This is a genomic window from Pseudomonas sp. GW821-FHT09C09, assembly GCF_059418105.1.
In genome coordinates, this window is sequence record NZ_JBWKPF010000001.1 from 231,675 (window position 1) to 245,632 (window position 13,958).

Sequence of the window (13,958 nt, forward strand, 5' to 3'; positions counted from 1 at the left end):
GCCCATGGCTCAAGCGGGTTGTCGGGGCGACGCTCGCACCTCGACAGTTCGTTTCGCAGGTTGTGCAAGTTCAGAAACTCCAGCGCCCTCAGGCACTTGGAATCCCTGATCGATGCAGCACGCCCACTAGCGCTACGTAACGGTGGTGAATCACCCGAGTGACAAAAAACTGTCGCCCATTTGCCGCTACGCGTCCCTCCCCTTTAGCAGTACTTCGCCCGTATGTCGCAAAGTGAGTGGAACTTTCCTCAAGCCTTCATGCGCTCCCTAAAGCACATAAAACAAAGGCTTTCGAATGGAACAATGTGCCGGATTCGGCGAAGCGCATAAGTTTTTTTTGGCATAAGCCATATGAAAAATTTTTCTTAGCTACGCTTCAGGATGTTCTTAGCTCTGTTGTAACAGCGATGAGACGCTAAACACTAAAAATATCGTCAATAAATTGGCGACAGCGGAATACCATCAGGACTCAGGGAGATGCACCCATGCGCGTTCTAACCCCCCTCTGCAGTGCGGTTTTGCTGGCCATGGCTTGCACATCCCAAGCTCAGGCCATGAACCTCACCGAAGCCATCCAGAGCACCATTGCGACCCACCCGGATCTCGCTTCGCGCGTCGACGCGAAACTGTCGGCGGATGAACAGGTGAACGTCGCCAAGGGCGGCTACTATCCGTCCGTCGATCTGAATGCTTCCTATGGGCGCGGCTACAGCGATAACACCAACACCCGGGCGCTGACCCCGAGCGGCCACAACACTGAAACCCTCAACTACACCCAGTCCGAGCTGCGCCTGCGTCAGATGCTGTTCGACGGTTTCAACACGTCCAACGAAGTCGCGCGCACCAAAGGCGTCTCCAATTCGCGCGCGTACTACGCGCAAGGCACCGCTCAGGATCTGGCCCTGCGCACCATCGAGGTCTACCTCGAAGTGCTCAAGCGCCGCGAACTGGTGACCCTGGCCAGGAACAACCTGCAGGCGCACCTGCGGGTCAACGACCAGATCGGCCTGCGTACCCAGCGCGGTATCGGCAGCACCGCCGACTCCGACCAGTCGGTGGCCCGTAAGGCGCTGGCGCAAAACAACCTCGACACCGCCGAGGTCGATCTGGCGGACGCCGAATCGAACTTCTACAGCGTCGTCGGACGCATGCCCGACGAGCTGGAAACGCCCGCCTCGACCCGTGGTGAATTACCCGCCACCCTGCCCGAAGCCCAGCAGAGCATGGTCGAGAACAACCCCTATCTGAAATCCGCCCAGGCCGACGTGCAATCGGCCGAGAGCCAGTACGAAGTCGCCAAGTCGCCGTTCTATCCACGCTTCGATGCGGAAGCGGCGGTCGGCGCCAACAACAACGTGCAGGGTGACGAGGGCCACGACAACGAATGGCGGGTCGGCGTGGTGATGAACTACAACCTGTTCCGTGGCGGCAGCGACAAGGCGCGCCTGGCCTCCGATGCGCACCAGATCAACCAGGCCATGGACATCCGCAACAACGCCCTGCGCCAGCTCAACGAGAACATTCACCTGGCGTGGAACGCCATGGTCAACGCCAAGAAACAGACCCCGACCGCCCGCGAATACGCCGAGACCACCAAGCGTGTGCGCGCCGCGTATCAGGATCAGTTCGGCCTCGGCCAACGCACCCTGCTCGACCTGCTCGACAGTGAAAACGAGCTGTACAACGCCAACCGTCGCTACACCGAAATCCGCTACACCGAGGAGTTTTCGATGTACCGCGTGCTGGCGAACATGGGTCAGTTGCTGAGCAAGCAACGGGTGGTGCTGCCAGCCGACGCGATTGCCGCTGCCGAAGTGAAGAACGAGGCGCGCTTGCCCGAACTGAAGTAGTCCCGATGATGTAGCCAGGGAGCGATCAATATGACCAGCATGGAACCCGGGGTTTCCGGGATCGATCCGCGGCTGAGCTTCGATGACCCGTTACTCGACGGTCTGTTGATCCTCTGCAAACTCCATGGCGCGACGGTCAGTCGCGCCAGCCTGAGTGCCGGGCTGCCCCTGGACAAACAACGCCTGAGCCTGGACCTGCTGCCCCGCGCCGCCGCCCGGGCCGGTTTGCAGGCGCGGCTGCTGCGCCGCGACCTCAAGGACATTTCCCCGCTCAACCTGCCGGTGCTGTTGCTGCTGGGCAATGGCCGCACGGCGGTGCTGCGCCGTTTTGCCGATGACGGCAAGGCCCTGATCCTGCCCAGTGAAGCCGATGGCGGCGAGCAGTGGGTCAGCCGCGAAGAACTCGCCGAACACTACAGCGGCCAGGCCCTCTTCGCCCGGCCACGGCATGAACTGGAAGACCTGCGTTCACCGCTGGTGCCACGGGTCCAGGCGTGGTTTCGCGACACGTTGAAGCTGTCGAAATGGCTGTACAGCGACGCGATCCTCGCCAGTTTCCTGATCAACCTGCTGGGCCTGATGGTGCCGCTGTTCGTCATGCAGACCTACGACCGCGTGGTGCCAAATCAGGCCACGTCGACCCTGTGGGTGCTGGCCATCGGGTTGCTGATCGGCACCGGTTTCGAACTGGTGCTGCGGGTGGTCCGCGCGCACTTGCTGGACACCGCCGGCAAGAAGACTGACGTGATCCTTTCCGCCACTTTGTTCGAGCGCATCACCGGCATGGCGATGAAGGCCCGGCCGGCGACCATCGGCGGTTTTGCCCAGAGCATTCACGACTTTCAGGGGCTGCGGGAGTTTCTCACCGCCGTGACCCTGACCAGCCTGATCGACCTGCCGTTCGTGGTGCTGATGCTGGTGGTGATCGGCCTGCTCGGCGGCTGGCTGGTGGTGATTCCGTTGCTGGCGTTTCCGATCACGATCGTGTTCGCGATGATCATTCAGGTTCGTCTGCGCGACACCGTGCAGAAAAGCCTGAGCCTAGGCGCCGAGCGTCAGGCGCTGCTGATCGAAACCCTCGGCGGCCTGGAAACCCTCAAGGCCTGCAGCGCCGAAAGCGAGCGCCAGCACAAATGGGAAAGCACCCACGGCGCCCTCACCCGCCTAGACAGCCATGCGCGCAACCTCTCGGCACTGGCCACCAACGGAACGCTGTTCATCCAGCAGTTCTCGGGGATGGCAACCATCGTCGCCGGGGTCTACAGCATCATCGCCGGCAACCTCAGCGTCGGCGCACTGGTGGCCAGTTACATGCTTGGCAGTCGCGTACTCGCGCCACTGGGCCAGATCGCCGGGCTGATCACCCGCTACCAGCAAGCGCAACTGACCATGAAAAGCACCGACGCCCTGATGGCCCTGCCTCAAGAGCGCGACGGCAAACAGCGGCCCCTGGAGCGCACGCAACTGCAAGGCGCGCTGGACGTCAGCGGTGTGACCTTCCATTACAACGGCCAGAATGCGCCGGCCCTGAGCAATGTCAGTTTCAGCCTCAAACCCGGCGAACGCATCGGCATCATCGGCCGCAGCGGTTCCGGCAAAAGCACCCTGGCGCGACTGGTGATGGGCTTCTACGAACCGGAAGAAGGCCAGTTGCTGCTCGACAACCTCGACCTGCGGCAACTGGATGTCGCCGACCTGCGCCAGCAGATCGGTTACGTCGCCCACGATCTGCCGCTGCTGGCTGGCAGCCTGCGTGACAACCTCACCCTCGGCGCCCGTTACGTCAGCGATTCGCGGATGCTCGAAGTCGCCGAACTGACCGGCGTCACCGAACTGGCCCGCCAGCACCCGCAAGGCTTCGACCGGCCAGTGGGCGAACGCGGGCAATTGCTCTCCGGCGGTCAGCGTCAGGCCGTGCTGCTGGCCCGGGCGCTGTTGCTCGACCCGCCGATCATGCTGCTCGACGAACCCACCAGCGCCATGGACAACAGCAGCGAAGACGTCCTGCGCCAGAAGCTCCACGGCTGGGTGCAGGGCAAGACGCTGTTGCTGGTCACCCACCGCACCTCGATGCTGAGCCTGGTGGACCGGTTGCTGGTGCTGGACAACGGCCGGATCGTCGCCGACGGTCCGAAGGATGCGGTCATCGATGCACTGCGCAAGGGCCGGGTCGGCTCGGCAGCGGTCTAGGAGTTGCACATGTCTGCTTCCTCCTCTTCAAAACAGCGCGGCTACTTCGACAGTTTCGGTAAAAGCGCCGAAGCCGAATTCATGCCGGAAACCGCCGGCGCGTCGTTGCAGGATTCGCCGCGCTGGTCGCGAATTACCGTGTGGCTGGCGGCAGCGTTGCTGATCAGCGCGCTGGTCTGGGCCAAGTTTGCGGTGCTCGAAGAAGTGACCATGGGCGAAGGCAAGGCGATTCCGTCGAGCAAGGTCCAGGTGATCCAGAACCTCGAAGGCGGGATCGTCACCGAGATCTTCGTGCGTGAAGGGCAAATGGTGAACAAGGGCGACACCCTGCTGCGCCTGGATGACACGCGGTTTCTGTCGAACAAGGGCGAGAGCGAGGCGGATCGCTATGCGTTGATGGCGCAGGTCGAGCGTTTGTCGGCGGAGTCCGAAGGCCGGCCGATGAAGCTCTCGGACGAGATCGTCAGCAAGGCGCCGCAAGTGGCCGAAGACGAACGTGCGCTCTACGACCAGCGCCAGCGGCGCTTGGCCAGTGAGCAACGCACCCTCACCGAGCAACTGCGGCAGAAGACCCAGGAACTGGCGGAGTTTCGCTCCAAGCAGGGTCAGTACAGTTCCAGCCTGGCGCTATTGCAGCAAGAGATGAACATGTCGTCGCCACTGGTGGGCACCGGGGCGGTGTCGCCGGTGGAGATCCTGCGGCTCAAGCGTAGCGCGGTGGAAATTCGTGGCTCGTTGAACGCCACGACCCTGGCGATTCCCCGGGCTGAATCGGCGATCAACGAGATCAAGAGCAAGATCGACGAATCGGAACAGACCTTCCGCTCTGACGCGGCCAAGGACCTCAACCAGAAGCGCACCGACCTGTCGAAAATCACCGCGTCGAGCATCGCCATCGACGACCGCGTCAGCCGCACCACCGTGACCTCGCCGGTACACGGGGTGATCAAGCAATTGAAGGTCAACACCATCGGCGGCGTGGTGCAGCCGGGCAGCGACATGGTGGAAATCGTGCCGCTGGAAGACAACCTGCTGATCGAAGCCAAGGTGCGTCCGCAGGACGTGGCGTTCCTGCACCCGGGCCAGAAAGCCATGGTCAAGTTCAGTGCCTATGACTACACGATCTACGGCGGGCTCAGCGCCAAGCTGGAGCTGATCGGTGCCGACACCATCACCGACGACAAGGGCAACAGCTTCTACCTGATCCAGGTGCGTACCGACAAAAACCATTTGGGCGGGGATGTGAAGCCGTTGCTGATCATCCCGGGGATGGTCGCCACGGTGGACATCATTACCGGGGAGAAAAGTGTGCTGGATTACTTGCTCAAACCGGTGCTGAAGGCCCGGACCGAAGCGATGCGCGAGCGTTAGCCGCACTCGTTCCCACGCAGTGGGAACGATCAGCCTACGTGATTCTTCTGGAAGGTCTCCTCCCCCATCGCCGCAATCTGCCCCTCGATCAGCGCCTCGAAAGGCTTGAGCAACGGATCGAAAGAGGCCGGGGCTTCCAGGGTCTGCAACGCCTGCACAATCGCCTCGATAGTCGACAACGCCCCCGGCCCCGGTGCCTTGCGCAGCCGATACCGTGATACCCCGCCTTGCGCCAGCGTCACCCGTGGCAACGCCGCCAGCAACGGATTCAGGTGCAGCATCTTGCGCGCCTTACGCCACGTGCCGTCCGGCACCACCAGCAACAGCGGCTCATCCGATGCGGTGTAAGCCTGCATCGGCTGCGCATCGTCCGCCGGGAACAATAATCGCGCCTGATAGCCCGGCCGATTCAACAGCGCGGGCAGATCCTCGAACACCTCGCCGACGATCAGTTCGGCATTGTTCAAACCGAGCGCCGCCAGCCGTGCGGTGTTGAGCGCGTGATTGACCTCGCTCGGGTGCTGCAACAGCAACACCCGGGTGCGGCTGTCGAGGCTCGGGATCAACGGACACAGGCAGTGGGTTTGTGGGCGCAGGCAGCGCGGGCATTGAGGTCTGGACATGAATTCTTATGCCTGATTGAGCTGCGCTTTGAGCAGATCGCGGAAAGTCTGGATCAGCGGCTCGCGGCTGCGGCCCCGGCGCATGATCATGGAAAACGGCGCCTGATAACCGAAGGTCGCCGGCAGCAAAACCCGCAAATCGCCCTTGTCGGCCCAGGCCTGGGCGTAGTGCTCCGGCAGGTAGCCGATGTAGGCGCCGGACAGCACCAGAATCAGCTGCGCCTCCATACTTTCCACGGTGGCGGCGCTGTGTTTGAAACCGTGGCGCGCCAGTTCCGCCTGGCTCCAGTAGCCGCGCCCGACCATGCGTTGCTGGGTGATGACCTGCTCGGGAATCCGCCGTTCGTTGAATAACGGGTGACGGCTGCTGCAATACAGCCAGTGCTGTTCGCGGTACAGCGGCATATACACGAGACCGCTCATGCGCGTGGAAAACGCGCCGATGGCCAGATCGAGGCGGTTGTCCTGCACGCCGAGTTGCAATTCGTAGGGACTCATCACCGACAGATGCAAATGCACCGCCGGGTGTTCCTGGCTGTAGGCGCCGATGGCTTCGGCGAACGGCAAGGCCTTGTCGCTGACCGTGGAGTCGATCACCCCCAGATTGAGCGTGCCGCGCAGTTCACCCTTGAGCGCAGCGGCGTATTGCTCGAACCCTTCGAGTTCGGCCAGCAGGCGCAGGGTTTCCTGATGGAACAGCTCGCCCTTGCTGGTCAGGCTGAACCCGCCGCGCCCGCGATGGCACAGCACCAGACCAAGCGCGGCTTCGAGCTGGCTCATGTAGGTGCTGATCGCCGAGGTCGACAGGTTGAGTTCCTGCTGCGCGTTGGCAAACCCCTGATGCCGCACGACGCTGACGAAGATGCGCAAAAGTTTCAGGTCGGGTAAAGCGTTGGCCATGGGGACTCCACTGATCGGGCAACGAGCATGGGCGAGAAGTCTATCTCCAGCCTTTCGATTAGTTTAGAAAAATCTGAACTAAGTTTTTGTTCGTAGCGATTCTTCCGCCCCACTACATTTCGCAGAATCGGCCCACAGCGGTGCCCGTGACCTTGCGAATGCGGCGCGCCGACATAAATAAAACAAAGACGATGAGGCCCTACCCGTGGACAAGATTCTTCACCAACCACTGGGCGGCAACGAAATGCCGCGCTTCGGCGGCATCGCCACCATGCTCCGACTCCCCCATGTACCGACCGCTGCCGGCCTGGACGCTGCCTTTGTTGGCGTGCCCCTGGACATCGGTACTTCGCTGCGCCCCGGCACCCGCTTCGGGCCGCGCGACATCCGCACCGAATCGGTGATGATCCGCCCGTACAACATGGCCACCGGCGCCGCGCCGTTCGACTCGCTTTCGGTTGCCGACATCGGTGACGTGGCGATCAACACCTTCAACCTGCTCGACGCCGTGCGCATCATCGAAGAAGCCTACGACAACATCCTCGAGCACAACGTGATCCCGATGACCCTGGGTGGCGACCACACCATCACCCTGCCGATCCTGCGTGCCATCCACAAAAAGCACGGCAAGGTCGGTCTGGTGCACATCGACGCTCACGCTGACGTCAACGATCACATGTTCGGCGAGAAGATCGCCCACGGCACGACCTTCCGTCGCGCCGTCGAAGAAGGTCTTCTGGACTGCGACCGCGTGGTGCAGATTGGTCTGCGGGCGCAGGGTTACACCGCTGACGACTTCAACTGGAGCCGCGATCAGGGCTTCCGCGTGGTGCAGGCCGAAGAGTGCTGGCACAAGTCGCTGGAACCGCTGATGGCCGAAGTGCGCGAGAAAGTCGGTGGCGGTCCGGTGTACCTGAGCTTCGACATCGACGGCATCGACCCGGCCTGGGCACCGGGCACCGGCACCCCGGAAATCGGTGGTCTGACGACCATTCAGGCGATTGAAATCGTTCGCGGCTGCCAGGGCCTCGACCTGATCGGCTGCGATCTGGTAGAAGTCTCGCCCGCTTATGACACCACCGGCAACACCTCGCTGCTGGCCGCCAACCTGCTGTACGAAATGCTCTGCGTACTACCGGGCGTGGTCCACCGCTGAGGGTCGGGTCATGAACGAACGTGATCAGGTTCTGAAAGCGGCCGCCGATCTGGTGTCCGCCTTCGCCCGCAACGATCGCGAAGCCTACTTCGGCGCGTTCAGCGCCGATGCGAGCTTCGTGTTCTACACCCTCGAACAGCCCCTGCTGTCGCGCGATGCCTATCAGGCGTTGTGGGACAGCTGGCGCGCCGAGGATGGCTTCGAGGTGCTGTCGTGCACTTCGAGCAACGCCTTCGTCAGCCTGCAGGGTGACGTGGCGATTTTCATCCATGACGTGGCCACCGAGCTGCGCATGCAAGGGGAGCAACACTTCAGCCAGGAGCGCGAGACGATTGTTTTCAAGAAACAAGCGTCGAGCCTAGAACAACAAGGCCATTGGCTGGCCTGCCACGAACATTTGTCCGCAATGCCGGAAGGGCTGCCACCCCCTTAGCCAAGACAGGTGACGCTCACGCACGATGAGCGCGCCTTTATGATCGGAGCAGATCATGAATAACAACAACAAAGACCAAAGCCTTACGCAGATTGAAACCCACGGGGTCGAACAGATCCCGGACAACGAACGCACCGCCGGTCCCGTGGACTTGTTCCGCATGATCTTTGGCGGCGCGAATACCTTTGCCACCGCCGTGCTCGGCAGTTTCCCGGTGCTGTTCGGCCTGTCCTTCCAGGCAGGCGTCTGGGCGATTGTCTCGGGCGTGCTGCTCGGCTCGCTGATCCTCGCACCGATGGGCCTGTTCGGTCCGCTCAACGGCACCAACAATGCCGTGTCGTCCGGTGCGCACTTCGGCGTGCACGGGCGGATTGTCGGTTCGTTCCTGTCGCTGCTGACCGCCATCGCCTTCTTCTCGCTCTCGGTGTGGAGTTCGGGGGATGCGCTGATCGGGGGGGCCAAACGCTTGATCGGCCTGCCGGAAACCGACCTGACCCTGGGCCTGGCCTACGGTCTGTTCGCGGTGCTGGTGCTGACCGTGTGCATCTACGGCTTCCGCTTCCTGCTGTGGGTGAACAAGGTCGCGGTGTGGAGCGCGAGCCTGCTGTTCCTGCTGGGCATCTTCGCCTTCGCCGGTCCTTTCGATTCGCACTACGCCGGCACCGTCAGCCTCGGCCAGCCGGGCTTTTGGGCCGCGTTCATCGGCGCCGCGCTGGTGGCCATGAGCAACCCGATTTCCTTCGGCGCGTTCCTCGGCGACTGGGCCCGCTACATTCCGCGTGAGACCTCGCGCAAGCGGATCATGGCGGCAGTGATTTTCTCGCAGGTCGCCACGTTCATTCCGTTCCTGTTCGGCCTGACCACTGCGACCATCGTAGCGATCCAGGCACCGGACTACATCGCGGCCAACAACTACGTCGGCGGTCTGCTGGCGGTGTCGCCGAGCTGGTTCTTCCTGCCGGTGTGCCTGATCGCAGTGATCGGCGGCATGTCCACCGGCACCACGTCGCTGTATGGCACCGGGCTGGACATGTCCAGTGTGTTCCCGCGCCTGCTGTCGCGAGTGAAAGCGACGCTGCTGATCGGCGTGCTGTCGATTGCCTTCATCTTCATCGGGCGCTTCGCGGCGAACCTGGTGCAGAGCGTGTCGACCTTCGCCGTGCTGATCATCACCTGCACCACGCCATGGATGGTGATCATGATCATCGGCCTGGTGGTGCGTCGCGGCTTCTACTGCCCGGACGACCTGCAAGTGTTCACGCGCGGCGAGCAAGGCGGACGCTACTGGTTCAGCCACGGCTGGAACTGGCGCGGTCTGGGTGCCTGGATCCCGAGCGCGGCGGTCGGCCTGTGTTTCGTCAACCTGCCGGGGCAGTTCGTCGGTCCGCTGGGTGAACTGGCCGGCGGCATCGACATCAGCCTGCTGGTGACCCTGGGCCTGGCCTCGGTGATGTACCTGATGCTGCTGAGCCTGTTCCCGGAACCGGCGCTGGTCTACGGGCCGAAGGATCAACGGAGCAAAGGCGCCCATGCGCCGGCGGAAGCGGCGCTGCGTCAGGCCGCCTGAAGAAACGAATCGCCTGTGGGAGTCAGCCTTCTCCCACAGTGTTCCACCCCATAAAAAAGACAATCGGAGACACGCCATCATGGCTTTGGATTTATTCGTCGTCCTCATCTACGCGGCCGGCATGCTGTTGCTCGGCTATTTCGGCATGCGCAAAGCCAAGACCAACGAGGACTTCCTCGTCGCCGGGCGTAACCTCGGCCCGAGCCTGTACATGGGCACCATGGCCGCGACCGTTCTCGGTGGCGCGTCCACCGTCGGCACCGTGCGTCTGGGCTACGTGCACGGCATCTCCGGTTTCTGGCTGTGCGCGGCACTGGGTTGCGGCATCGTGGCGCTGAACCTGTTCCTGGCCAAGCCGCTGCTGAAGCTGAAGATCTACACCGTTACCCAGGTCCTGGAAAAACGCTACAACCCGATGGCCCGCTCGGCGAGCGCGGCGATCATGCTGGCCTACGCGCTGATGATCGGCGTGACTTCGATCCTCGCCATCGGCACCGTGCTGCAAGTGCTGTTCGGCCTGCCGTTCTGGGTCTCGGTACTGCTCGGCGGCGGCGTCGTGGTGGTGTACTCGGCCATCGGCGGCATGTGGTCGCTGACCCTGACCGACATCGTCCAGTTCATCATCAAGACCGTGGGCCTGATGTTCATCCTCCTGCCAATCTGCCTGTACAAAGTCGGTGGCTGGGACGAACTGGTACTGAAACTGCCGGCCACCGCCTTCAGCTTCACCACCATCGGCTGGGACACGATCATCACCTACTTCATGATCTACTTCTTCGGCATCCTGATCGGTCAGGACATCTGGCAACGGGTGTTCACCGTCAAGACTGCCAAAGTCGCCCAGTACGCCGGCAGCATCGCGGGCATCTACTGCATCCTCTACGGTCTGGCCTGTGCCCTGATCGGTATGGCGGCGCACGTACTGATCCCGGATCTGGACAACGTCAACAACGCCTTCGCCGCCATCGTCAAACTGTCGCTGCCGGACGGCATCCGTGGTCTGGTGATCGCCGCTGCCCTGGCCGCAATGATGTCCACCGCCAGCGCCGGCCTGCTCGCCGCCGCCACCACCCTGACCGAAGACCTGTTGCCGAAACTGCGTGGCGGCAAACAGTCGAGCCTGGGCATCAACCGCCTGTTCACCCTGCTGACCGGTGTCGTGGTGTTGTGCATCGCGCTGGTGGTCAACGACGTGATCAGCGCCCTGACCCTCGCTTACAACCTGCTGGTGGGCGGCATGCTGATCCCGCTGATCGGTGCGATCTTCTGGAAGCGCGCCACCACCGCCGGCGCCATCGCCAGCATGGGCCTGGGTTTCGCCACCGCCCTGCTGTTCATGGTCAAGGACGGTCTGGACGCCAACACCCCGATCTACTACAGCCTGGCTGTGGGTCTGGTGAGTTTTGTGGTGGTCAGCCTGATGTCCCGCCGCCCAAACGTGGTGGCCAGCGCGATCTAAGCTGAACATAACGACTTGATGCTTTCTTCGACGGGTGTGGCGTCGGTTGCCACACCCGTTTTTTTTCGTCTGGAGAAAATGCTTGATGAAGATTGTTTCTCGCGATCAGTGGTTCGAAGTGCAAACCCTGAGCGACGGCATTCGCCTGATTCATGAGCCGTATATCCGTCCCTTCTACCGCTGCAACCTCTGGCACGTTCAGGGGCGGGACAAGGATCTGCTGCTCGACAGCGGTTCCGGTCTGGTGAGCTTGCGCGAGCAACTGCCGTGGCTGACCGAACGGCCGCTGGTGGCGGTGGCCAGTCATTGCCATTTCGACCATATCGCCGGTCACCACGAATTTGCCGAACGGCTGGTCCATCCCGCCGAGGCAGACATTCTGGCGGCGCCGGATGGCGAGAACGACTTGAGCCGGGCTTTTGTCGGCGACGACATGTTCGAAGCGCACCCCGATTGCCCGTTGTGCTACGCCGAATACCGGGTCAAGGCTGCGCCGGCCACCGGATTTGTCGAGGACGGTGATGTGCTGGACCTGGGCAATCGCACGTTGCAGGTGCTGCACACGCCGGGTCATTCACCGGGCGGGATCAGCCTCTATGAAGCGGCCACCGAAACCCTGTTCAGCGGCGACATCATCTACGACGGGCCGTTGATCGAAGACGCCTACCACTCCAATCTCGAGGACTACGCCGCCAGCCTGCGACGCTTGCAGGCCCTGAGGATCCGCACGGTGCATGGCGGGCATTTCGGCAGTTTCTCGGGAGAGCATTTGCGTTCGATGATTGACGAATGGTTGCGCCGACACGCCTGAGGCCTGCTGTACTCCAGTCAGATCCCGCCACTTTTTGAACATCTGCCATGAGAAGAGCTGCCGTGCGTGCCGCCGTGCACCGATTCATCAAACGCCTGCTGGAACACCGCGACTTCAATGACAACACCAGTCTGGCGGAACTGGGTCTGGAGAAGGCGGACATCGAGGATCTGATCTTCCATCTGGAAGATGAATTCGGACTGACGGCCTTCACCGCAGAAGAAGACCGCATGCTCAAGAGCGCGAAAACCGCGAATGACTTGAGCCGGTTTCTGTTGGAAATCGGGCGGCACTGAAAAGCAAAAGGCCGCCGTTTCGAGCGGCTCCAGCCTCTTTCTGCCGGAGCCGCCCGAAACGGCGACCTCTCTAATCTTTAATCCTTGAAGCCGGAAGGCATTACCGCCGACGCTGCTGACGCCGACGCTGTTCGTCGTCAGTGCGAATCGGGACCGGTTGCAGAGGCGGTTCGATCAAGCCGAGGGCAACACCCAAATCGTGCAGCCAGTTCTGAATTTTCTCTTTCATCGTCATGCCCCCTTCAGGGTGGTGCTGAGCGGCCGGAATTCTGTAGCCGCTTCGCACTGATAATAGTCCGAAGTCCTACGCAATGCTCGGCGAAATCCGCAATGATCTGTTACTGAATGGATCAGAATCCCTGACCGATCGTTCAAGCCGTTTCCCGGGTATCTTCGCCAGCCACGGGATAGAGCGCCTGCTGCTGCTCAATCCACGCATTGAGGTTGGCGCCGACCATGCCCCGACGCCACATGAGCCACGTTGTCGCACTGGCAAAAGGTTCGGCCAGCGGGTGCACCGCGACACTTTCACGGCCCGGCAGGCTGGCGAGCATCGACTCCGACATCAGCGCCACGCCGCTGCCGGCAATCACGCAAGCCAGCATCCCTTGGTAGGACTCGATCTCCATCGCCCGGCCCATCGCCGCTTGATAGTGGGCGAACCACGACTCCAGCCGCGCGCGGTAGGCGCAGCCATGACGAAAGGTGAACACCGCCCGCCCCTCGACATCCTTGGCACTGCGCACCGGCGGATGATCGGCCTCGCTGATCAGCACCAGCCGCTCGTTGCACAACGGCACCCCGTCGATCCCGGCCAGTTGCGGCGGGCCGTCCACCAGCGCCGCATCGAGCCGCCCGGTAAGCAGCCCCTCAAGTAACTCGCCACTGGGCCCGGACTGCACCTGCAGATTCACCGCCGGATACTGCTTGTGATAGCGCGCCAGCAACGCCGGCAAGTGAATCGCGGCAGTGCTGTACAAGGTGCCAAGCACGAAATCCCCCGCCGGTTGCCCGCCCATCACCGCCGCACTGGCCTGATCGCGCAGGGCGAACAGTTTGCCGGTGTAATCCAGCAGGACTTTTCCCGCAGGCGACAACTGCAAACGCTGACGTTCGCGGACGAACAGTTCGACGCCCAGTTGCTCTTCGAGCTGTTTGAGCCGGGTCGACAGGTTCGACGGCACGCGGTGCAGGCGTTCGGCGGCGCGAGTGATCGAGCCTTCCTCCGCCACGGCCTGGAAGATCCGCAATTGGCTGAACTCCACAACCTTTCTCCTGAACAGAACAAGTTACTCACTATTA

Annotated in this window: 13 protein-coding genes; 9 read left to right on the forward strand and 4 right to left on the reverse strand. The window is 62.2% G+C overall.

The annotated features are described in order from the left end of the window. The first annotated feature begins 485 nt into the window (after positions 1-485). Genes AC07NR_RS01075 through AC07NR_RS01085 form a run of 3 tightly spaced genes read left to right on the forward strand, consistent with a single transcriptional unit; the run spans position 486 to position 5,411 of the window. Complete coding sequence (locus AC07NR_RS01075; RefSeq protein WP_192553078.1) at positions 486-1,850, forward strand: TolC family outer membrane protein; 1,365 nt, start codon at positions 486-488, stop codon at positions 1,848-1,850. Between the two features lie 30 nt (positions 1,851-1,880). Then, positions 1,881-4,040 carry a type I secretion system permease/ATPase gene (locus AC07NR_RS01080; RefSeq protein ID WP_495077629.1) on the forward strand — a complete coding sequence of 720 codons (2,160 nt, stop codon included), beginning with the start codon at positions 1,881-1,883 and terminating at the stop codon, positions 4,038-4,040. A 9-nt stretch (positions 4,041-4,049) separates the two neighbouring features. Then, positions 4,050-5,411 carry an HlyD family type I secretion periplasmic adaptor subunit gene (locus AC07NR_RS01085; RefSeq protein WP_248737993.1) on the forward strand — a complete coding sequence of 454 codons (1,362 nt, stop codon included), beginning with the start codon at positions 4,050-4,052 and terminating at the stop codon, positions 5,409-5,411. 29 nt (positions 5,412-5,440) lie between these two features. Here the strand turns inward: AC07NR_RS01085 and AC07NR_RS01090 are convergent, their stop codons facing one another. Then, positions 5,441-6,034 (reverse strand): tRNA-uridine aminocarboxypropyltransferase, encoded by a 594-nt coding sequence (locus tag AC07NR_RS01090; protein WP_495077630.1) that lies wholly within the window; start codon positions 6,032-6,034, stop codon positions 5,441-5,443. A 6-nt stretch (positions 6,035-6,040) separates the two neighbouring features. Next, positions 6,041-6,934: a LysR family transcriptional regulator gene (locus AC07NR_RS01095; RefSeq protein WP_007956593.1), complete on the reverse strand. Its 894-nt coding sequence runs from the start codon at positions 6,932-6,934 to the stop codon at positions 6,041-6,043. A gap of 205 nt (positions 6,935-7,139) precedes the next feature. Between AC07NR_RS01095 and speB the strand changes: the two genes are divergently transcribed. The 6 genes from speB (at position 7,140) to AC07NR_RS01125 (ending at position 12,656) form a co-directional block, all read left to right on the forward strand. Continuing rightward, positions 7,140-8,090 (forward strand): agmatinase, encoded by a 951-nt coding sequence (speB, locus tag AC07NR_RS01100; RefSeq protein WP_007956591.1) that lies wholly within the window; start codon positions 7,140-7,142, stop codon positions 8,088-8,090. A gap of 10 nt (positions 8,091-8,100) precedes the next feature. Next, entirely contained in the window at positions 8,101-8,523 is a 423-nt protein-coding gene (locus AC07NR_RS01105) for a YybH family protein (protein ID WP_217831332.1), read from the forward strand. A gap of 55 nt (positions 8,524-8,578) precedes the next feature. Further along, positions 8,579-10,090, forward strand: a complete 1,512-nt coding sequence (locus AC07NR_RS01110) for a purine-cytosine permease family protein (protein WP_495077631.1) — start codon at positions 8,579-8,581, stop codon at positions 10,088-10,090. A 79-nt stretch (positions 10,091-10,169) separates the two neighbouring features. Continuing rightward, on the forward strand, positions 10,170-11,549 hold the full coding sequence (locus AC07NR_RS01115; RefSeq protein ID WP_495077632.1) for a sodium:solute symporter family protein: 1,380 nt from the start codon (positions 10,170-10,172) through the stop codon (positions 11,547-11,549). Between the two features lie 85 nt (positions 11,550-11,634). Beyond that, a complete protein-coding gene (locus AC07NR_RS01120) occupies positions 11,635-12,360 on the forward strand; it encodes an MBL fold metallo-hydrolase (protein WP_495077633.1) in 726 nt (241 codons plus the stop codon). A gap of 47 nt (positions 12,361-12,407) precedes the next feature. After that, positions 12,408-12,656, forward strand: coding sequence for a phosphopantetheine-containing protein (locus AC07NR_RS01125; protein WP_085710356.1), 249 nt, complete (start codon positions 12,408-12,410; stop codon positions 12,654-12,656). A 100-nt stretch (positions 12,657-12,756) separates the two neighbouring features. On the opposite strand, the gene AC07NR_RS01130 is transcribed toward AC07NR_RS01125, so the two are convergent. Together AC07NR_RS01130 and ptrR are read right to left on the reverse strand one after the other, a co-directional pair. After that, positions 12,757-12,885, reverse strand: coding sequence for a PA1414 family protein (locus AC07NR_RS01130; protein ID WP_007914492.1), 129 nt, complete (start codon positions 12,883-12,885; stop codon positions 12,757-12,759). A gap of 142 nt (positions 12,886-13,027) precedes the next feature. Continuing rightward, entirely contained in the window at positions 13,028-13,921 is an 894-nt protein-coding gene (gene ptrR / locus AC07NR_RS01135; RefSeq protein WP_495077634.1) for a putrescine utilization regulator PtrR, read from the reverse strand. Between the last annotated feature and the right edge of the window lie 37 nt (positions 13,922-13,958).